Source organism: Streptomyces sp. NPDC046712, assembly GCF_040645695.1.
Classification (GTDB): Bacteria; Actinomycetota; Actinomycetes; order Streptomycetales; family Streptomycetaceae; genus Streptomyces.
In genome coordinates, this window is sequence record NZ_JBEYYW010000022.1 from 114,042 (window position 1) to 137,358 (window position 23,317).

Here is a 23,317-nt window from a genome sequence, read left to right on the forward strand (position 1 = left end):
CGTGTCGTGGAGCGCGGGAAGCGCTCCACGGCACGGGCCGGGTCGGACGGAGTGGCTAGACGCCCAGTTCGTTGTCGAGGATGTCGAACAGGTCGTCCGCCGAGGCTGCCGCGAGCGTGCCGTCGTCACCGGCATCCTCCGGGCCGTGCTCCCCGCCCGCCGCGCCGTCCGCCCACCGGGCGCTCAGGGCACGCAGCCGCGCCGCGATGCGGGCGTGCTCGGCGGCGTCCGGCGTCGCGGTGCCCAGGATGCGCTCCAGTCGGGCCAGCTCGTCCTCCACGGTGGGCGCGGTGCCCGCCTCCACCAGCTCGCCGTGGAGGTACGCGGCGACCGCCGCCGGCGTGGGGTGGTCGTAGATCAGCGTCGAGGTCAGCCGCAGCCCGCAGACCGCGCCGAGCCTGTTACGCATCTCCACGGCCGCCAGGGAGTCGAAGCCCAGCTCGGAGAAGCCGCGCTCGACATCGACCGCCTCCGGGCCCGAGTGGCCCAGGACTTCGGCGACATGGGTCCTGACCAGGGTGAGGAGCAGCGCGCGCTGCTCCGCGTCGGACAGCTCCGCCAGCCTGTCCGCGAGGGAGTCGGCCCCGCCGGCCTGTCCGGCCGCCCCGGCCACGCGACGGTCCCGGCGCACGGGCACGGAGACCAGCTCCCGGAGCAGATGGGGCACTCCTTCCGCCGCGGCCCGCGCCCTGATCGGCGCCGTGTCGAGCCGTACGGGAACCAGCACGTCCGCGTCGGACCGCAGGGCCGCGTCGAAGAGGGCCAGCCCCTCGCGCACCGCGAGGGGGGCGACTCCGGACCGCGTCATCCTCGCCCGGTCGGTCTCGCTCAGGCTCTCCCCCATACCGTCGCCCGCGCCGTCCCCCGAGTCCCACAGTCCCCAGGCAAGGGACAGCGCGGGCAGACCCGCGGCCCTGCGCCGGTGGGCCAGGGCGTCCAACGCGGCATTGGCCGCAGCGTAGTTCGCCTGCCCGGCGCTGCCCATGGTGCCTGCCAGCGAGGAGAAGAGAACGAAGGAACGTACATCGTGACGGGCTGCCAGACCGTCGAGGTGGAGGGCCGCTTCGAGCTTCGGCCGCAGAACGGTCTCGAAGCGTTCCGGCGTGAGGGAGGCGAAGGTTCCGTCGTCCAGGACGCCCGCGGTGTGCAGGATTCCGGTCAGCGGATGCTCGGCGGCGACGGATTCCACCGCTTCCGCCAGAGCGTTCGCGTCGGCGACGTCGCACGCCCGGATCGAGACCACTGCCGCACCGAGGTCGAGCAGCTCGTCCCGGAGCGGGGCAGCGCCAGGCGCCCGCTCCCCCGACCGGCTGAGCAGGAGCAGATGCCGCACTCCGTGCTCCGACACGAGATGCCGGGCCAGTACCGCGCCCAGGCCACCCGTGCCGCCGGTGATCAGCACGGTCCCGTCGGCCGCGAAGGCCGGCCGGCCGTGGTCCGGAATCGCGGCGTCGACCTCTGCCACGACCAGACGCGGCACCAGGAGCGTGCCCCCGCGCACGGCCACCTCCGGCGCGCCGAGCGCCACGGCCGCGGGCAGCAGTCCGTACCCGTCGGCCGCGTTCACGTCGACGGCGACGAGACGTTCCGGATACTCCTCCTGCAGCGAGCGGACCAGACCCCACAGGGGTGCGTGGGCGAGATCCGCCAGGGTGTCCTCTTCGGCTGCGACGACCGCGCCTCCGGTGAGGACGACGATGCGCGCACCGTCGAGCCGCTCGTCGGCCAACAGATCGTGGAGCACCTCGACGGTGCCGAGCACGGCGGACCGTGCCCTGTCGGCCTCGGGGAGCGTCCCGTCGCGGTCCATGTCTGCCGCACCGTGCAGAACGATCACATCGGGGGCGGTGCTCCCCTCGTCCACGCTCTTGGTCAGATCCGCGAGCCGGGCATGCGTCACCGTCTCGCTTCCGGCCTCGAAGCCGATGGGGCTGCCGAGGACGGCCCAGCGCAGAGGGGTGACATCGGCGGGCGCGTCGGCCGTCCGCCAGGCGAGCCGGTAGAGCGAGGCGACGCCGGCGCCCTGGGCGGCCGACGCCAGCTGATCGGCCGGCACGGCACGTGCCACGAGCGAACGCACCGTCAGGACGGGTGCGCCCGAGGTGTCATAGGCGTCGATGGTCAGCGTGTCGGCGGTGTCTTCGCGCAGACGTACCCGCAGGGCCGTCGCACCCGCCGAGTACAGCGTCACACCGTTCCAGGAGAAGGGCAGCTTCGGTCCGCCGCCCGCGCCGTCGACATCGTCCGAGTCCGCGTCCGCGTCCGCGTCCGGGGAGTCGGAGGGGAGGAGGGCAGCATGCAGCGCCGCATCCAGCAGCGCCGGATGCAGCCCGAAGGTCTCGCCGTCCGTGTACGCCTCTTCCGGCAGCGCCACCTCGGCGAAGATCTCGCCGCCTCGCTTCCATGCCTGCCGCAGCCCCTGGAAGGCGGGACCATATCCGTACCCCTGGCCGGCCAGTTCGCCGTACGCGTCCGGGAAGACCAACTCCTCGGCCCCCTCCGGAGGCCAGACGAACAGTCCCTCGGGTTCTTCCAGGTAGGCGGCGGCGGGCAGCAACATGCCGGCCGCATGAACGGTCCACGCCCCGTCCGGGTCGGAGCCGTCGGGTCGCGCGTGGACCCTGACCGCCCGCTGCCCCTCCGCGTCGGGAGCGGCGACCGACACCTGGAACTGCACCCCGCCCTGCTCGGGCAGCAGCAAGGGGGCCGTGAGCGTCAGCTCGTCGAGACGGTCGCACCCGACGTGCTCGCCGGCATGGACCGCGAGTTCGACGAACGCGGAACCCGGCACGATCACCGTGCCCGAGACCCGGTGGTCGGCCAGCCACGGCTGCGCGGCCACGGACAACCGGCCGGTCAGCGCGACGCCGCCGGAGTCGGGCAGTTCGACGGCGGCGCCCAGCAGCGGGTGCCCGGCCGACCGCAGCCCCAGCGCGGAGGCGTCCACGGCGACGGGCACAGCGTCGAGCCAGTAGCGCACATGCTGGAAGGCGTAGGTGGGCAGGTCGACGCGCCGGACGTCGAAGCCCTGGAAGAGCGCGTCGCCGTCGAGATCCGAACCTCGTACGAAGGTCTCCGCGACCGCGGTGAGAAGGGTGGCGGGTTCGTCGCGGTCACGGCGGAGGACCGGGGCGAGGAGGGCTGCTTCGGGCTTGTCGAGGCAGGCCTGGGCCATCGCCGACAGGACACCGTCCGGGCCGAGTTCGAGATACGTGGTCACACCCGCGTCCTCGAGGGTACGGATGCCGTCCGCGAAGCGAACCGCCTGCCGGACATGACGCACCCAGTACTCGGGATCGGTCAGGTCGGAGGCTTCGGCGACTCGGCCGGTCACGTTCGACACGACCGCCATACGCGGCTCGGAGAACGACAGCCCGCGGACGACCTGCCGGAACTCCTCCAGCATCGGATCCATGAGGGGGGAGTGGAAGGCGTGCGACACCGACAACGGGATCGCGGGGATCCCGCGCTCCTCCAGGAGCTCAACCACCTTGTTCACGGCGGTTGCAGCGCCGGAGATGACGACGGACGCCGGGCCGTTGACCGCCGCGATGCCCACCTCGTGCTCTCGGCCGGCGAGCAGGGGCAGCACGTCGGCCTCGCTCGCCCGGACGGCCACCATGACGCCACCGGCCGGTAGGGCCTGCATGAGACGGCCGCGTGCGACCACCATCCGGCAGGCGTCTTCGAGGGAGAACACTCCGGCCACGTGCGCGGCGGCGATCTCACCGACCGAGTGGCCGGCGAGATAGTCAGGCCGAACACCGAGAGACTCCACCAGCCGGAACAGCGCCACCTCGACAGCAAAGAGAGCCGACTGGGTATAGACGGTCTGATTCAGCAGACCCTCAGCGCCCTCCCCCGCAATCACCTCACGCAGCGGACACTCGAACACACCTTGAGCGTCCAGCAGCCCACACACCTCGTCCAAAGCCGCCGCAAACACCGGGAACACCGCAGCAAGACCCGCCGCCATCCCCACCCGCTGCGACCCCTGCCCCGTGAACAAGAACGCGAGGCGTCCGTTGCTGGTCCGTCCCACGGCGGCGCGCTGGGAGGACGAGCCCTCCACGACGTCGGTCAGACCGTTCAGGAGCTCTTCGTGCGTCGTACCGAGGACGACCGCACGGTGGCTGTGTGTCGTGCGTGACGTAAGAGTCGCGTAGGCGACGTCGACCGGTCGGGCCGAGGTGCCGGTCACGAAATCCCGCAGTCGTCGTGCCTGTTCGCGCAGTGCCTCGGCCGTACGTCCCGACACCACCCACGGCACGGGAACACCCGACGGCCAGTCCATACCGGTCTCGGACGTACCCGCCTCGACGGCCGGAGATTCCTCGAGGATCACGTGAGCGTTCGTGCCACTGATGCCGAACGACGACACACCCGCCCGACGCGGAGCCCCATCGGCCGACTCCCACGCACGCGACTCCGTCAGCAACTCGACCTCGCCCGCCGACCAGTCCACGTGCGAGGAAGGCTCGTCAACGTGGAGCGTCTTGGGAAGGACCCCGTGCCGCATCGCCTGAACCATCTTGATGATCCCCGCGACACCGGCTGCGGCCTGCGTGTGACCCAGGTTCGACTTCACCGAGCCCAGCCACAACGGCCGCCCCTCAACCCGCTCCTGACCATACGTCGCAAGAAGTGCCTGCGCCTCGATCGGGTCACCCAGCGTCGTACCCGTCCCATGCGCCTCGACAGCATCGACGTCCGAAGCAGACAGCCCGGCATTCGCCAGTGCCGCACGGATCACCCGCTGCTGCGAAGGCCCGTTCGGCGCCGTCAGACCGTTGCTCGCACCGTCCTGATTCACCGCCGAACCCCGCACCACCGCCAGGACCTGGTGCCCCTTGGCCCGGGCGTCCGACAGACGCTCGACCAGCAGGACGCCCACACCCTCGCCCCAACCGGTGCCATCGGCCGCCTCGGCGAACGCCTTGCAACGGCCGTCGGGCGCCAGACCGCGCTGGCGGCTGAAGTCCACGAAGGTCTCCGGCGTCGCCATCACCGTCACACCGCCCGCCAGAGCAAGCGAGCACTCGCCCCGACGCAGGGCCTGGATGGCCCAGTGCAGTGCCACAAGCGACGACGAGCACGCCGTGTCCACCGACACGGCCGGGCCCTCAAGTCCCAGGGCGTACGCCACACGACCCGACACCACACTGCCGAGGCTGCCGTTGCCCAGGTAGCCGCTGACGTCCTCGGGCACCTCGCCGAGGCGGGTTCCGTAGTCGTGGTACATGACGCCGGCGAAGACGCCGGTCTGCGACCCCTTGAGCGACGACGGGTCGATGCCCGCCCGCTCGATCGCCTCCCACGACGCCTCCAGCAGCAACCGCTGCTGGGGGTCCGTCGCCAACGCCTCACGCGGCCCCATGCTGAAGAACTCGGCGTCGAAGTCCGCCGCGTCGTAGAGGAATCCGCCTTCGCGGGCGAAGCTCTTGCCGGGCTTGCCGGGCTCGGGGTCGTAGAGGCCCTGGACGTCCCAACCACGATCCTCCGGGAAGTCGGATATGCCGTCGCGGCCTGCGGCCAGCAGGTCCCACAGTTCCTCAGGGGAACGTACGTCACCTGGGAACCGGCAGCTCATACCGACGATCGCGATCGGCTCGTCGTCCGAGAGCACGACCGCAGGGAGGTTGGAAGCGGGCTCGGCGTCCTGCTCGCCCACCAGCTCGCTCTTGAGGAAGCGAGCGAGGACGTCGGAGGCGGGGTAGTCGAAGACGAGGGTGGCCGGCAGGCGCAGTCCTGTCTCCTTGTTGAGCCGGTTACGCAGACTGACAGCGGCCAAGGAGTCGAATCCGAGTTCCTTGAAGGCACGCTGAGGCTCCACGGCGTCCTTGCCGCCATGACCGAGAACCCCCGAGACCTCGGTGCGCACCAGGTCGATCAGGAAGGTGTCCCGCTCGTCCGCCGACATGCGCACCAGACGGTCCCGCAAGTCGGTGGACTCGGAACCAGCGTTGTTGGCGCTCGCCCTGCGGACGGGCGCCGGAACCAGAGTGCGCAACATGGCCGGGACGGGATCCGCAGCTCGCCGTACGGCGGCGAAGTCCCACCGCACCGGCAGCAGCACTGCTTCATCGGAGGCAAGGGCGGCGTCGAAGAGCGCCGTGCCTTCTTCAGCGGTGAGCGCGAGAACGCCATCGGCTGCGATGCGTTCTATGTCGGTCCGGCTGAGGTTGCCGCCCATGCCGGTCGCGGTGTCCCACAGACCCCACGCCAGGGACAGCGCCGGCAGACCGTCGGCCGCACGCCGACGAGCCAGAGCGTCCAGATAGCCGTTCGCTGCCGCGTAGTTGCCCTGCCCGGCACCGTCCAAGGTACCCGCCATCGACGAGAACAGTACGAACGCCCGCAGGTCCATACCCTGGGTCAGTTCGTGCAGATGACGTGCGGCATCCGCCTTCGGCCGAAGGACGGCGTCGATCCGCTCAGGCGTGAGCGAGGAGATGATCCCGTCGTCGACGACGCCCGCGGTGTGAATCACCGCCGACAACGAACGCTCGACAGGAATCCGGCCAATCACCTCAGCCAGCGCCGACCGGTCGGCGACGTCGACCGCCTCGATCGACACCGACTCCGCACCCAGCGCGGCCAGCTCCTCGCGCAGCTCCACCGCACCCGGAGCCCCGGTCCCGCGACGGCTCACCAGCAGCAGATGCCGCACACCGTGCTCCGTGACCAGATGCCGCGCCAGGACCGCACCCAGCCCACCCGTACCACCAGTCACCAAGACGGTGCCCGAACCACCCAGCGACGACTCCCGCACTCCTGCGGAAACCCGGGCCAGACGAGGAACGAGCACCTTCCCCTCACGCAGCACAAGCTCCGGCTCACCCGACGCCACCGCCGCCGGCAGCGAACGAAGCGACGCGTCATCACCGTCCCACTCCAGCAGCACGATCCGATCCGGATTCTCCGCCTGCGCCGAACGCACCAGACCCGCAACCGCACCACTCACCAGGTCGTCGACACCCGGCTCCGTGACCACGACGAGCTTCGAACCCTCGAACCGCTCGTCGCCGAGCCACGCCTGCAGAACACCCAGAACCCGCGACAACTCACCCCGCAGATCCCCATCACCCACCGGCACAAGCACGACACTCACACCCGCACCCACCACGGCATCCAGCTCGACGGCAGTCTCGACGCCCCACTCGGCCGCCCACTCGTACGGACCGGAGCCGACCAGCGCCCAACGGCCCTCCAGGATCGCCGCAGGATCGACCGATGTCTCCACCCACTCCATCCGGAACAGGGAGTCGTGCGCGACAGCCGTGGCGGTTGCGAGCTGGGCCGGGTTCACGGCGCGCAGCGCGAGGGATTCGACGGATGCCACCGGGGCACCGCTCGCGTCCGCGATGTCCAGCGCCAGCGTGTCGGCCCCGTGTGTCGTGAGGCGTACGCGCAGTGCCCCCGCTCCCGTGGCGTGGAGGCGTACTCCGCTCCAGGCGAAGGGGAGCCGGAGGGCGGTGTCGGAGTCTCCGTCGGCCGGGTCCGTGTCGGTACCGGCCGCGTGCAGGGCCGCGTCCAGCAGCGCGGGGTGCAGGCCGAAGCGCGACGCTTGGTCCCGTACCTCCTCGGGCAGTTCGACTTCCGCGAAGAACTCGCCGCCGCGCTTCCAGACGGCGCGCAGTCCCTGGAACGTGGGTCCGTATCCGTAGCCCTGGTCGGCCATGCGCGGGTACAGGTCGCTGACATCGATCGCGACGGCGTCCTTCGGCGGCCAGGCGCTCAGGTCGAAGGCGGGCTCCGCCTGATCCGGCATCAGTGTGCCAGTGGCGTGGAGAGTCCACGCCACATCGTGCGGACCGTCGTACGCCCCGTGCTCGTCCGGACGTGCGTGGATGCGGACCGGACGCTGTCCGTCCGCGCCGGGGCTGCCGACCGACACCTGGATCTGGACGCCCCCGCGCTCGGGCAGGATGAGCGGCGCGGTCAGGGTCAGGTCGTCCAGTCGCCCGCACCCGACCTGGTCGCCTGCGCGGATCGCCATCTCGACGAAGGCTGTGCCGGGGAGCAGAACCGTGTCTCCGGCCGCGTGGTCGGCGAGCCACGGCTGGGTCTCCAGGCTCAGGCGGCCGGTGAGAAGCGCCTCGTCCGCATCGGCGAGAGCGATCGCCGCGCCGAGCAGGGGGTGGTCCGCCGTCCCGAGGCCCCATGCGGCGGGGTCGCCGCTGTCCCCGAGAGAGTTCGGCCAGTAGCGCTGCCGCTGGAAGGCGTATGTGGGCAGGTCGACGCGTCGGGCGCCCCTGCCGGAGTGGAACGCCCTCCAGTCGACGGGGACGCCGAGGACGTAGGCCTTTCCGAGCGCCTCGGCGAAGGCGTCGGCGGCGTGCGTGCCCTGTGCCGGTGGCCGGACGACGGCCGTGGCGAAGTCCGCGGTCGCGGCTGCCAGGACGATGTCCGCCGGGGCGGGTACGGGGCCGGCGTCGACGAAGAGTGTGTGGCCGCTGCTGACGAGCGCGTATACCGCCTGCTCGTACTCCTCGTCCGTGTCTGTGAGGTGGAGTTGCACGGCGCCCGGTCGTCCGGCGAGGGCCGGTGGTTCCGCGGCGGGGTCTGCGGCGAGACGTGCGGCGTCCTCCAGGGACAGCGCACCGGCCAGGTGAGCGGCGGCGATCCCGCCGGAACCATGGCCGAGGACGGCGACGGGCCGCAGGCCGTGGGCGCGCCACAGAGCGGCCATCGCGATCTGAACGGCGAAGGCGCCGGCGCGGGCGACGGCCGGGTCCTCGGGCGAAGGCGCCGTGGGCTTGCCGTCGATGACGTCGAACAATTCCCAGTCGGTACGGGCGGAACCGCGCAGCGCCGCCGCGACGGACCGCAGGCGCTCGGTGAACAGCGGGGAGCTCGCGGAGAGTTCACGTGCGAGCCGTGGCCAGGCCGCGGGCTCCTCGGCCGCGAGACCCGAACCGTCGGCACTCTCCCCGGCCGCTTCCTCGGTCGTGCCGTCCAGATCGGGCAGGACGAGAACGGCACGCGGTTCCCGGGCTGCCGCGCCGCGGGTCAGCGCGGGTGCTTCCTCGCCCTGGGCGAGGGCGCGCAGTCCGGAGAGCAGCGAGGTCCTGTCCGCCACGGTCAGGGCGGCGCGCTGCTCGAGCGTGGCCCGGGACAGGGCCAGCGAGTAGGCGATGTCCAGGGGCCGAGGTTCGTCGTCCGCCTCCAGCCACCGCAGGAGCCGGGCGGCCTGGGCGCGGAGGGCCGGCTCGTCGGCTGCGGAGAGCAGAGTGGGCAGGAGACCCTTGAGCTGCTCTCCATGCGGGGAGGACGGTCCGACGGCCCACGCCGGGAGCTCCTCGCCCCCCTGCGGCTCTCCCCCGGCAGCCTCATCGGCGTCGACGGCCGGCGCTTCCTCGATGATCACGTGTGCGTTGGTGCCGCTGATGCCGAACGACGAGATGCCGGCGCGGCGCGGCGCGCCGTCCTCCTTCTCCCACGGCCGCGCGTCCGAGAGCAGTTCGACGGCCCCCGCCTCCCAGTCCACCTGGGAGGTCGGGGAGTCGACGTGCAGCGTCTTGGGGAGGACCCCGTGCCGCATCGCCTGGACCATCTTGATGATGCCCGCGGCACCCGCGGCGGCCTGCGTATGCCCCATGTTGGACTTGATCGAACCCAGCCAGAGCGGCCGGCCTTCGGGGCGTTCCCTGCCGTAGGTGGCGAGCAGGGCCTGTGCCTCGATGGGGTCGCCGAGCCGGGTGCCGGTGCCGTGCGCCTCGACCACGTCGACCTCGGCCGCGGACAGCCTGGCGTCGGCGAGCGCGGCACGGATGACACGCTGCTGCGACGGGCCGTTGGGGGCGGTGAGTCCGTTGCTCGCACCGTCCTGGTTGAGGGCGGAGCCGCGTACCACCGCGAGGACGCGGTGACCGTTCCGGCGCGCGTCGGAGAGTCGCTCCAGGACGAGCAGGCCCACACCTTCCGACCAGCCGGTGCCGTCGGCGGCCTCGGCGAAGGACTTGCACCGGCCGTCGGGGGCGAGGCCGCGCTGCCGGCTGAACTCCACGAACGTGCGCGGCGTCGACATGACGGTCACGCCGCCCGCGAGAGCGAGAGTGGACGTGCCCTGCCGCAGCGACTGGCAGGCGAGGTGCAGGGCCACCAGCGACGACGAGCAGGCCGTGTCGATGGAGACGGCCTGGCCTTCGAGGCCGAGGCTGTACGAGACCCGGCCCGAGACGACACTGCTGTCGGTGCCGACGACGAGGAAGCCCTCCGCACCTTCCGCCACCGTCCCGGGACGCGCGTGGTAGTCGGCTGCCATGACGCCGACGAAGACCGACGTCTGGCTGCCGCGCAGGGTGTGCACGTCGATGCCGGCCTGCTCGAACGCCTCCCACGAGGCCTCGAGGATCACCCGCTGCTGCGGGTCCGTGGCGGAGGCCTCGTGCGGGCTCAGGCTGAAGAACGACGCGTCGAACAGCGGGGCGTCGTGCAGGAAGCCGCCCTCCTTCGCGTACGTCTTGCCGGAGCGCGACGCGTCGGTGTCGAAGACGCCGTCGAGGTCCCAGCCGCGGTCGGTGGGGAACGGGGTGACGGCGTCCCGACCCTCCGCGACCAGCCGCCACAGGTCGTCCGGGTTCTCCACTCCGCCGGGGAACCGGCAGCTCATGCCGACGATCGCGATCGGCTCCTCGGCGGCCGCCGTGACCTGGTCGTGCCGCCGGCGGAGCCGCTCGTTCTCCAGCAGGGACTTGCGCAGCGCTTCCGCTATCTGCTCGACAGAAGTACTCACGATTGCTACACGCCTTCCTCGGTCATTCGGAATCGCTGCGCCGGGCCGCCTCGGCCAGCAGGGCCTCGACGTCCATCGCCATGATCGTTTCGCTCTGGTCCGCCTGCGCCTGCGGAGCCTCGCCGTCCTGCGGCCGCGGGACCTGCCCCGACGCCGCGAGCGCGAGCAGGGAGTCGAGCAGTCCTGCCTCGCTGACACGCGCGAGGGTGAGGGCGTCGAGCGCCCTGCGGAACGCGTCCTCGTCGACCCCGCCGACCGGAGCGCCCGCGGCGGCGGCCGTGCCGTCCACCTCGGGGATGCCGGGAAGCAGCTCGGCCAGCAGGTACTTGGAGAGCGCCACCGGGCTCGGGTAGTCGAAGATCAGCGTCGCCGGCAGCCGCTGCCCGGTGGCCTTGTTCAGCCGGTTGCGCAGCTCGATCGCGGTCAGCGAGTCGAAGCCGACCTCCTGGAAGGACCTGGCCGGATCCACCGTCGCGGCGGAGACGTGGCCAAGCACCGCGGCCACGTGTGCGCAGACCATGTTCTGGAGCAGATGCAGCTGCTCGTCCTCCGACAGGCCGGCGAGCTGCGACTCCAGGCTCTCGTCCACCGGTGCGGCGACGGCCGCCCCGCGCGTGTCCTGCGTACGGCGCACTTCCCGGCCCTCGTCCGACGGGACCAGGGCGCGCAGCATGGCGGGGACGCCGCCGGCGCGGCCACGAAGACCTGCCGGGTCGAGGCGAATGGGCATGAGAACCGTTGCGTCGGCGGTCAGGGCCGTATCGAGGAGGGCGAGGCTCTCCCGCTCCGACAGGCCGACGACGCCGGAGGCGTTGATGCGGTTGATGTCGGTCTGGGTGAGGTTGCCGCCCATGCCGGTCGTCGTGGCCCACAGACCCCATGCGAGCGAGAGCGCCGGAAGGCCGTCGGCCGCGCGGCGACGAGCCAGAGCGTCGAGATAGCCGTTGGCGGCGGCGTAGTTGCCCTGCCCCGCACCGTCCAGGACACCGGCCATGGAGGAGAACAGGACGAAGGCCCGCAGGTTCATGTCGTGGGTCAGTTCGTGCAGATGACGTGCGGCATCGGCCTTCGGCCGAAGGACGGCGTCGATCCGCTCAGGCGTGAGCGAGGAGATGATCCCGTCGTCGACGATGCCCGCGGTGTGAATCACCGCCGACAGCGGACGCTCGACAGGAATCCGGCCAATCACCTCAGCCAGCGCCGACCGGTCGGCGACGTCGACCGCCTCGATCGACACCGACTCCGCACCCAGCGCCGTCAGTTCCTCGCGCAGCTCGACCGCACCCGGCGCCTCCACCCCGCGACGGCTCACCAGCAGCAGATGCCGAACGTCGTGCTCCGCGACCAGATGCCGCGCAAGGACCGCACCCAGCCCACCCGTACCACCAGTCACGAGAACCGTGCCCGAACCGCCGAGCGACGTCTCCCGCAGACCCGTGGAAGCATGGGCGAGACGAGGAGCCAGCACCTTGCCGTCTCGAAGGGCGAGTTCCGGCTCGCCCGACGCCACGGCCGCGGGCAGCGAACGAAGCGACACGTCCGCACCGTCCGACTCCAGCAGCACGATCCGATCCGGATTCTCCGCCTGCGCCGAACGCACCAGACCCGCAACCGCACCACTCACCAGGTCGTCGACACCCGGCTCCGTGACCACGACGAGCTTCGAACCCTCGAACCGCTCGTCGCCGAGCCACGCCTGCAGAACACCCAGAACCCGCGACAACTCACCCCGCAGATCCCCAGCACCCACCGGCACCAGCACTACACCCGCACCCACCACGGCATCCAGCTCGACCGCAGTCTCGACGCCCCACTCGGCCGCCCACTCGTACGAACCGGGGCCGACCAGCGCCCAGCGGCCCTCCAGGATCGCGGCGGGGTCGACCGAGACCTCGGTCCATTCCGTCCGGTACAGGGAACCCGAGCTCTCCGTCGTCCTGGCCGCCTCGATCTGGGCGGGCGAGAGCGGGCGCGCCACCATCGAACCCACCGACATGACCGGCAGGCCGGCACTGTCGGCGATGACGAGGGACGACTCGTCAGGGGCCGCTGAGGAGACCTTCACGCGAAGGGCGGTCACGCCCTGGGCGTGAAGAGCCACGTTCGACCAGGCGAAGGGCAGTGAGGCCCCGTCCGTACCGCGCCGGGAGTTGTCGAGCAGCTCCGTGGCGTGCAGCGCGGAGTCCAGCAGCGCGGGGTGCAGCGCGAACATGGCCGCGGCCCCGTGCGTCTCTTCGGGCAGAGCGACCTCGGCGAAGATCTCGCCGTTCCGCTTCCAGGCGGCGCGCAGCCCTCGGAAGACCGGACCGTAGTCAAGGCCGGCCGCGGCCAGTTCGTCGTAGACGCCGTCCAGGTCGATGAGCAGCGCCCCCTTCGGGGGCCACACGCTCAGACCAGCAGGAGCGTGCGCGGCGGCATCGGTGAGAGCGCCTGTGGCGTGCAGCAGCCAGGCGCGCTCGGGCGGTGCGCCCTCTTCCCGGGAGTAGATGGAGAAGGGCCACCGGTTCCCCTCGTCGGGGTCGCCCACGGTGACGCGGATCTGGCAGCCGCCACGCTCGGGGAGCACCAGAGGCGACTGGAGGGTGAGTTCCTCCAGGTGGATCTGCCCCTTGTGCCGGCCCGCCTGGATCGCCATGTCGACGAACGCCGTTCCGGGCAGCAGTACCGCACCGGCCACCGTGTGGTCCGCGAGCCAGGGCTGCGTGTCGAGCCCGATGCGGCCGGTGAGCAGATAGCCCGCGGAATCAGGCAGCTCGATGGCCGCACCGAGGAACGGATGCTCGGTCGCCGCCTGCCCCAGCGAGACGGCGTCTCCGGCAGCGGCCACCGCGTCGAGCCAGTAGTGCTCGCGCTGGAAGGCGTAGGTGGGCATGTCGACGCGCCGGGCGCCCGTACCGGTGAAGAGTGCCGACCAGTCGACGTCGACGCCGGCTTCGAAGACCGCGCCGAGGGCGGTGAGGAAGGTGGTGGGTTCGTCGCGGTCGCGGCGAAGGACCGGGGTGAGGACCGCGTTCTCGGGCTTGTCCAGGCACCCGTGGGCCATCGCCGACAGGACACCGTCCGGGCCGAGTTCGAGATACGTGGTGACACCGGCGGATTCGAGGGCGCGGATGCCGTCGGCGAAGCGGACCGCCTGGCGCACGTGCCGGACCCAGTACTCGGGATCGGTCAGATCCGATGCCTGAGCGAGCTGGCCGGTCACGTTCGAGACCACTGCGAGACGCGGCTCGGAGAACGACAGGCCCCGCACGACCTGCCCGAACTCCTCCAGCATCGGATCCATCAACGGCGAGTGGAACGCATGCGACACCGACAACGGGATCGCGGCGATTCCCCGGTCATCCAGGACCTCAACCACCTTGTTCACGGCGGTTGCAGCGCCGGAGATGACGACGGACGACGGGCCGTTGACCGCCGCGATGCCCACCTCGTGCTCTCGCCCGGCGAGCAGGGGTAGCACGTCGGCCTCGCTCGCCCGGACGGCCACCATGACGCCACCGGCCGGTAGGGCCTGCATGAGACGGCCGCGTGCGACCACCATCCGGCAGGCGTCTTCGAGGGAGAACACTCCGGCCACGTGCGCGGCGGCGATCTCACCGACCGAGTGGCCGGCGAGATAGTCAGGCCGAACACCGAGAGACTCCACCAGACGGAACAGCGCCACCTCGACAGCAAAGAGTGCCGACTGGGTGTACACAGTCTGGTTCAGCAGCCCCTCAGCGCCCTCCCCCGCGATCACCTCACGCAGCGGACGCTCGAACACACCTTGCGCGTCCAGCAGCCCACACACCTCGTCCAAAGCCTCAGCGAACACCGGGAAAGCCGCGGCAAGACCCGCCGCCATCCCCACCCGCTGCGACCCCTGCCCCGTGAACAAGAAGGCCACCTGGCCCTCAAGCCGCCGACCGGGCTCCACCTCCGCCAGCCCCTTGACCAGGTCGTCGAGTCCGGAGCCGAGCACAAGCGCGCGGTGGTCGAGGATCGCGCGCGACGTGGCGAGCGAGTAGCCGATGTCCACCGGCGACAGAGCCGTCCCGGCGGCGAAAGCCCGGAGCTGCTCGGCCTGGGCGCGCAGAGCGGTCGCGGTGCTGCCGGACACCACCCACGGCAGGGGTACTCCGTGCGGCCACCCCGCACCCACCGTGGGCTCGGCCTCCAGGACCTCCGGGGCCTCCTCGAGGATGACGTGCGCGTTGGTGCCGCTGATGCCGAACGACGACACACCCGCACGACGCGGAGCACCGTCCACCGACTCCCAGGTACGCGCCTCGGTCAGCAGCTCAACCTCGCCCGCCGACCAGTCCACGTGCGACGACGGCTCGTCGACATGCAGCGTCTTGGGAAGGACACCGTGTCGCATCGCCTGAACCATCTTGATGACTCCCGCGACACCGGCTGCGGCCTGCGTGTGACCCAGGTTCGACTTGATCGAACCCAGCCACAACGGCCGGCCTTCAACCCGCTCCTGGCCGTACGTGGCGAGCAGCGCCTGCGCCTCGATCGGGTCACCGAGACGGGTACCGGTGCCGTGCGCCTCGACAGCGTCGACGTCTCCGGTGGACAGCCCGGCGTCGGCGAGGGCGGCGCGGATCACGCGCTGCTGCGACGGGCCGTTCGGCGCCGTCAGACCGTTGCTCGCACCGTCCTGATTCACCGCCGAACCACGCACCACCGCCAGGACCTGGTGCCCCTTGGCCCGGGCGTCCGACAGACGCTCGACCAACAGGACGCCCACACCCTCGCCCCAACCGGTGCCATCAGCCGCGTCCGCGAACGCCTTGCACCGACCGTCTGAGGCGAGACCGCGCTGACGGCTGAAGTCCACGAAGGTCTCCGGCGTCGCCATCACCGTCACACCGCCCGCCAGAGCGAGCGAGCACTCGCCCCGACGCAGGGCCTGGATGGCCCAGTGCAGGGCGACCAGAGACGACGAGCACGCCGTGTCCACAGAGACTGCAGGACCTTCGAGCCCCAGGGCATACGCCACACGACCCGACACCACACTGCCGAGACTGCCGTTCCCCAGGTAGGTCTCCAGGTCCTCGGGAACCGCGCCGCCGAGTCGCGAGGCGTAGTCGTGGTACATGACGCCGGCGAAGACACCGGTCTGCGAACCCTTCAACGACGACGGGTCGATGCCCGCCCGCTCGATCGCCTCCCACGACGCCTCCAGCAGCAACCGCTGCTGGGGGTCCGTCGCCATCGCCTCACGGGGGCTGATCCCGAAGAACTGGGCGTCGAAGTCGGCCGCGTCGTGCAGGAAACCGCCCTCGTCGGAGTAGGTCTTGCCGGGCTTGCCGGGCTCGGGGTCGTAGAGGCCCTGGACGTCCCAGCCACGGTTCTCCGGGAAGCGCGTGATGCCGTCGCCGCCGGCGGCCAGCAGGTCCCACAGCTCCTCAGGGGTACGTACATCACCTGGGAACCGGCAGCTCATACCGACGATCGCGATCGGCTCGTCGTCCGAGAGGGCGACGGTGGGCAGGGTCTCGGCGACGGGGGCGTCGGTTCCGACCACCGTCTCCTTGATGTGGTCGGCGAGGGCCTGCGGCGTCGGATAGTCGAAGACGAGCGTGGCGGGCAGGCGCAGCCCCGTCTCTGAGTTGAGGCGGTTGCGGAGGTCGACGGCGGACAGCGAGTCGAAGCCGATCTCGGTGAACGCCCGCTTGGGGTCGATTGCCGTACCGCTCTCGTGGTGCAGGACGGCAGCCACATGGGTACGGACCAGGTCGAGCAGGGTCCGGGTGCGCTCGTCCGCCGACAGGCCGGCGAGTCGCTGGGCGATCGGGGTGTCGGCCTGGGTCGCAGCGCCGCTCTTGGCGGCGCGTCGGCCGGGTGTACGGACCAGGTCGCGCAGCAGGGCCGGCACGCCGTCGGCGCGGGCACGCAGATCTGCCGGGTTGAGACGAATCGGCGCGGCGACAGGCTCGTCGCTCGTGAGGGCGGCGTCGAACAGCGCGAGGCTCTCGTCCGCGCTGAGGCCCACCATGCCGGAGGAGTTGAGCCGGTCGATGTCGGCGCGATTGAGGTTGCCGCCCATGCCGGTCGCGGTGTCCCACAGACCCCACGCCAGGGACAGCGCCGGCAGACCGTCGGCCGCACGCCGACGAGCCAGAGCGTCCAGATAGCCGTTCGCTGCCGCGTAGTTGCCCTGCCCCGCACCGTCGAGTACACCGGCCATCGACGAGAACAGGACGAACGCCCGCAGATCCGTGCCCCGCGTCAACTCATCCAGATGACGCGCCGCATCCGCCTTCGGCCGCAGCACAACGTCCAGCCGCTCAGGCGTCAGCGACGAGATGATCCCGTCATCGACCACACCAGCCGTGTGAATCACCGCCGACAACGGACGCTCGACGGGAATCCGACCAATCACCGCCGCCAGCGCATCACGGTCGGCGACGTCGACCGCCTCGATCGACACCGACTCCGCACCCAGCGCGGCCAGCTCCTCGCGCAGCTCCACCGCACCCGGAGCCCCGGTCCCGCGACGGCTGACCAGCAGCAGATGCCGAACGTCGTGCTCAGCGACCAGATGCCGCGCAAGGACCGCACCCAGTCCACCCGTACCACCAGTCACGAGAACCGTGCCCGAACCACCCAGCGACGACTCCCGCACACCGACAGCCGACCGAGCAAGCCTGGGCACCAACACCTTGCCCTCACGCAGCACAAGCTCCGGCTCGCCCGACGCCACCGCCGCCGGCAGCGAACGAAGCGACGCGCCGGCACCGTCCCAGTCCACCAGCACGATCCGATCCGGATTCTCCGCCTGCGCCGAACGCACCAGACCCGCAACCGCACCACTCACCAGGTCATCCGCACCCGACCCGGCAACGACAACCAGCCGCGAACCCTCGAAACGAACGTCACCCAACCACGCCTGCAGAACACCCAGAACCCGCGACAACTCACCCCGCAGATCCCCATCACCCACCGGCACAAGCACGACACCCGCACCCGCACCCACCACGGCATCCAGCTCGACCGCCGTCTCGAAATCACCCCAGGCGCGGTCCTCCCCGCCCAGAACGACCCAACGTTCGCCCTGGACCGACGCCGTGTCGCCGTCGGTCGTCAGCTCCTTGTACGTGAAGCCGTAGAGGGGGTCGGTACCCGCGTTCGTCGTCTCCAACTGGGCGGAGCTGACGGGTCGGGCCACCATGGAGCCGACCGACATGACAGGCTGGCCCGCGCCGTCCGCGAGGAACAGCGAGGACTCCTCCCGGCTGGTGACGTTGATCCGCACGCGCAGCGCGTCCGCGCCCACCGCGTGCAGGGTGACGTCGTTCCATGCGAAGGGCAGCAGCGTGGCGTCGCCTTCGACTTCCGCGCCCCCGGCCCCGTCCGCGCCCCCGTCCGCGTTCAGGAACGGGAGGTCGGCGGCCTGGAGTGCGGCGTCGAGCAGGGCCGGGTGCAGGCCGAAGCCCGCGGCGGTGGCCCGTTCGCCGTCCGGCAGGCCGATCTCGGCGAAGATCTCGCCGCCGCGCTGCCAGGCGGCGCGCAGACCCTGGAAGACCGGGCCGTAGTCGTAGCCCTGGTCGACCATCCGGGCGTAGGCGCCGGAGACGTCGAGGGGAGTGGCGTCCTGCGGCGGCCAGACGGTGAGGTCCGCGGTCTCTCGCGGGTTCGCCGCGGCGGCCAGAAGGCCCTCGGCGTGCCGGGTCCACGGGGTGTCGGCGGGGGCGTCGTCGGCGCGGGAGTAGATCGACACCGCACGGCGGTCCGCCGCGTCGGCCGGGCCGACCAGGACGTGCACGGCGACGCCGCCGTGTTCGGGAAGGGCGAGCGGCGCGTGGAGGGTCAGTTCCTCGAGGGACTCGTGACCGACCTGGTCGCCGGCGCGGATCGCCATCTCGACGAAGGCCGTGCCGGGGAGCAGGACCCGGCCGCGGATGGCGTGGTCGGCGAGCCAGGGGCTGGTGTTCAGGTCGAGGCGGCCCGTGAGGACGACGCCGTCGGAGCCGGGGAGGTGCACGCCGGCGCCGAGCAAGGGGTGGTCGACGGGGAGCTGTCCGACCGCGGTGAGGTCGGTGGTGGAGCTGGTCGCCTCCAGCCAGTAGCGGCGGCGCTGGAAAGCGTACGTCGGCAGTTCCGCGCTCTGCCCGTCCTGGCCGGGGAAGAACGTCTCCCACTCCACCGTGTGCCCGCGGGTGTACGCCTGGGCCACGGCGGTGAGCAGCTGCTCTACCTCCGGGCGTTCCTTGCGCAGGGCGGGGGCGAGGTGCGCCGCGTCCGGGTCCTGGAGGCACGGCTGGGCCATCGCGGTCAGGACGCCGTCGGGGCCGAGTTCGAGGTACGTGGTGACGCCCGCGTCCTCCAGGGCGCGGATGCCGTCGGCGTAACGCACCGCCTGACGGACGTGGCGCACCCAGTACTCCGGGTCGCCGAGTTCGTCGCCGTTCACGACGGCGCCGGTGACGTTGGAGACGACGGGCGTCTCGGGTGTCCGGAAGCGGACGGCCCGCGCGATGCGCCGGAACTCGTCGAGCATCGGCTCCATGAGGGGAGAGTGGAACGCGTGGGACACGGTGAGGCGCTTCGCCGATATGCCGCGGGTGTCCAGGGTGGCGACGAGGTCGGCCACGGCGCTTTCCGTGCCGGAGAGCACGATGGACGCGGGACCGTTGACCGCGGCGATGCCCACCTCGTGCTCGCGGCCGGCGAGCAGGGGCAGGACGTCGGCCTCGCTCGCCCGGACGGCGGCCATGACGCCTCCGGCCGGCAGTTCCTGCATGAGTCGGCCGCGTGCCGCGACGAGGAGGCAGGCGTCCTCGAGGGAGAACACGCCGGCGACGTGCGCGGCGGCGATCTCGCCCACGGAGTGGCCGGCGAGGTAGTCGGGGCGGAGGCCGAAGCACTCGACGAGCCGGTACAGGGCGACTTCGACGGCGAAGAGGGCGGTCTGGGTGTAGGCCGTCTGGTCGAGGAGTGCCGCTTCCGGGGTGCCGGGTTCGGCGAACAGGACGTCGAGAAGGGGGGTGTCGAGCTGGAGGTCGAGCAGATCCGCGGCGGCGTCGAGCGCGTCGGCGAACACCGGGAAGGTGTCGTACAGTTCGCGGCCCATGGCGAGGCGTTGTGCGCCCTGGCCGGTGAAGAGGAAGGCCAGCAGCCCTGCCTGGGCCCGGCCGGAGACCACGGAGCCGACGGTGACGCCTTCGGCGAGCGCGCCGAGGCCCGCGACGAAGGAGTCGCGGTCGGTGGCGAGGACGACGGCGCGGTCGTCGTGGTGGGATCGCGTGGTGACGAGTGCGTGGCCGATCGCGGCCGGCGACTCGGCGGACTCGGCGGCGTAGGCGGCGAGTCGGGCGGCCTGGGCGCGGAGGGCTTCGGTGCCGCGGCCGGAGACGACCCACGGGGTGAGCGTGTCGGGGGCTTCGGCGTGGAACCTCGCCTCGGCGGGGGCTCCCTTCGCGGCTCCCGGGCCCGTCTCTTCCTCGCTCTCGGCCTCCTGGGCCGGCGGCTCCTCGATGATGAGGTGGGCGTTGGTTCCGCTGATGCCGAACGCGGACACGGCCGCGCGGCGCGGCCGGCCCTCGGCCGGCTGCCAGGGCGTGGCCTCGGTGAGCAGCTTCACCTGGCCGGCCGACCAGTCGACGTGCGGGGTCGGGGCGTCCACATGGAGGGTCTTGGCCAGGGTTCCGTGGCGCATGCCCATGATGAGCTTGATGACGCTGGCGGCACCGCCGGCGGCCTGGGTGTGGCCCAGGTTGGACTTGATGGAGCCGAGGAGCAGCGGGCGGTCGGCGGGGCGGTCCTGGCCGTAGGTGGCGAGGATGGCCTGGGCCTCGATGGGGTCGCCGAGGGTGGTGCCGGTGCCGTGCGCCTCCATGGCGTCGATGTCGGCGGGACCGAGGCCCGCGTTGGCCAGGGCCTGGCGGATGAGCCGCTGTTGCGAGGGGCCGTTCGGCGCGGTCAGGCCGTTGCTCGCGCCGTCCTGGTTGACCGCGGAGGAGCGGATGACCGCGAGGACGCGATGGTTGTTGCGGCGGGCGTCGGAGAGCCGTTCGAGGACGAACATGCCCACGCCCTCGGCGAATCCGGTGCCGTCGGCGGCGGCGGCGAAGGGCTTGCAGCGTCCGTCGGGAGCGAGCCCGCGCTGCCGGCTGAAGGCGGCGAACATGCCGGGGCTGCCCATGACGGTGACGCCGCCGGCCAGGGCGAGGGAGCTCTCGCCCTGGCGCAGGGAGTGGGCGGCGAGGTGCAGGGCGACGAGGGATCCCGAGCACGCGGTGTCGAGGGTGACGGCCGGGCCCTCCAGGCCGAGGAGGTAGGAGAGGCGGCCCGAGATGACGCTCGGCGTGTTGCCGGTCATCAGATAGCCCTCGAGCCCCTCGGGGGCGTTCTGGATACGGACGCCGTAGTCGTGGACCTCGGCCCCGACGAAGACGCCGGTGCGGCCTCCGCGCAGGGAGTCCGGGGCGATACCGGCGCGTTCCAGTGCCTCCCAGGCGGTCTCCAGGACCTGGCGCTGCTGGGGGTCCATGGAGATCGCCTCGCGGGGGCTGATCCCGAAGAACTCGGCGTCGAAGAGGGTGGCTTCGGAGAGGAAGCCTCCTTCGCGTACATAGCTCTTGCCGGTCGCGTCCGGATCCGGGTCGTACATGCCGTCCACGTCCCAGCCCCGGTCGCGGGGGAACTCGGAGAGCACCTCCGCCTCGTTCCGTACGAGGTCCCACAGGCTCTCGGGGGACGTGACGTCCCCGGGGAAGCGGCAGCCGATGCCGATGATCACGATGGGGTCGTCGTCGGCACCGGTGCGCTCGGCGGTGACCTCTTCGGTGGCCAGGCCGAGGGCGGCGGCGCGCAGGTGGCCGGCGAGGGCGAGGGGGGTCGGGTAGTCGTAGGCGAGGGTGACGGGCAGGTCGAGTCCGGTGGCGGAGACGAGCCGCGCGTGGAGGTCGACGGCGGCGAGGGAGTCGAAGCCGAACTCCAGGAAGGGGCGGCTTTCCTCGATGGTCCGGGGGACTTCCGCTCCGGCGTGCCGGAGCGTCGCGACGACCTGTTGTTCGACGAGGGCGAATGCGGCGCGCAGCTGCTCGGCGGGGCGTCGGCCCGCCAGTTGGCGGGCCAGCGCGCTGTTTCCCTGCTCCGAGGTGCTGCCCGTCCCGGTGACCAAGTTTTCGGACTCGCTCATTCCGCGCACTCCACTATTCATTCAGTTGCCGGCAGACAGAAGATCGGGCAGAGGCCCTGAGACTCAGGGCGGATTCAGGCTCACACCCCGGACGGCAATACGCCCCAAACCTAATGACGGTGATCTGTGGGGTCACACCCCTACGGCCCCCTACGGCCCCCCTATGCGGGAAGCGGATTCCGGTAGGTATCGCCGTCGAAAGTGCGCTGGACGTAGGAGAGCGCCTCGAGCAGCTCACCGGAGGTGACGCGCCGGTTTCCGGGGCTTTCCACGACCCGGCCGATCGGCAGGGCGCCGGTGGTGGCCCAGCGCAGCCACCCGTTGTTGTCGATGAAGCTGCGGGTCCGCCCCATGTTGTCGGGGTGGACGCAGTAGGGGACGTCCAGGTATCCCCGTTTGAAGGCGAGCAGCAATCCCTGCCCGAGGTCGTCGTGGAGATTCAGCACGGCGTCGACGAGGGCGGCGGCTTCGACGTACGTCTGGGAATCCGCGCCGATTTCCGGCGGCGCCGGGTATGTGCGGCGAGCCGCTTCCGACGCGTATTCCAGTGCCGCGACATTCTCCTCGATGGTGGGAATGCGGCGGGATTCGGCGACGGTCTTCACGATGATGCGTTCCGAGCCCGTGGTGGCGGCCAGCCTGGCCGCTTCGCCGAGCAGTCGGTAGGCGCCGGATTCGGTGGTCGGGTACACCCCCATGTAGGTGTAGATCACCACGTGCCACAGGGTGTCCGGCAGGAGGCGCGCGCACAGGGCGCGCAGGGCGGCGACCGCTTCGGCGTCCTGCTCCGCGTGTGTCTGCTGGGCGTAGCTGACGGAGATGCTGCGGATGCCGAGCCGGTGGAAGAAGAGCGCTTCCAGGGCGCTGATGGCGACCAGCAGGCTCGGGGGGCAGAGCTGTCCGAGCATGCAGCCGCCGAAGGACTCCAGGTGCGGTTCGACGTCCTGTCCGCGCAGTCCGGCGAACAGGCGCGTGGACTGTTCCCATGCGCGTACCGACTGGTCGAGCGGTGTCCGCCCGTACGGGAGGCAGTAAGAGACCGGGCCGCCCTCGGTGGCGCTCAGGCCGGCCCGGACGAGGGCCTCGAAGATGTGGAACGGCTTGGAGGAGCCGTGCCGGACCTGGACGGGGAAGCCGGGCCCGTAGAGCCCGGCGAGTACGTCGCGGGTGGTCTCGGGGCTGTGGTTGACGATGGGGTAGCCGTTGATGCCGGTCCCCCGTCGGAGCGCCTCGTCGACGGCCGCCATGTCGCCGACGCGCGTGTAGCTGTCGAGGGTGAGGGTGCCCACGGTGGTGGCGCGGGCGTTCCTGGTGGCGGCGAGGCCGTGGCGCATGTGCGCGGGGTCGCTGCTTCAACCCGCCGGTCACCGGCCGGGAGGACCACGACGAGAACGGGGTCTACCCGCTGCTCACGGAGGAGGGCTGACATGACCGACGTACTGACG

The 23,317-nt window shown here is 71.4% G+C and carries 2 protein-coding genes and 2 pseudogenes; 1 reads left to right on the top strand and 3 read right to left on the bottom strand.

Translation table 11 applies throughout. The features are described 5' to 3' along the window. Positions 1 to 55 precede the first annotated feature (55 nt). The 3 genes and pseudogenes from ABZ939_RS26415 to ABZ939_RS26425 all read right to left on the bottom strand — a co-directional run. Positions 56 to 10,738: a type I polyketide synthase gene (locus tag ABZ939_RS26415; protein WP_361859973.1), complete on the bottom strand. Its 10,683-nt coding sequence runs from the start codon at positions 10,736 to 10,738 to the stop codon at positions 56 to 58. A 22-nt stretch (positions 10,739 to 10,760) separates the two neighbouring features. Next, a complete protein-coding gene (locus ABZ939_RS26420) occupies positions 10,761 to 21,872 on the bottom strand; it encodes a type I polyketide synthase (protein ID WP_361859976.1) in 11,112 nt (3,703 codons plus the stop codon). A 161-nt stretch (positions 21,873 to 22,033) separates the two neighbouring features. Beyond that, positions 22,034 to 23,218: pseudogene (locus tag ABZ939_RS26425) on the bottom strand (methylaspartate mutase); the annotation flags it as partial. Between the two features lie 5 nt (positions 23,219 to 23,223). Here ABZ939_RS26425 and ABZ939_RS26430 point away from each other — a divergent pair. After that, positions 23,224 to 23,298: pseudogene (locus ABZ939_RS26430) on the top strand (ectoine synthase); the annotation flags it as partial. Between the last annotated feature and the right edge of the window lie 19 nt (positions 23,299 to 23,317).

Bases quoted from the DNA above. Each gene is read 5' to 3' on its own strand.
- ABZ939_RS26420 (WP_361859976.1), bottom strand. From the start codon at position 21,872: ATGAGCGAGTCCGAAAACTTGGTCACCGGGACGGGCAGCACCTCGGAG.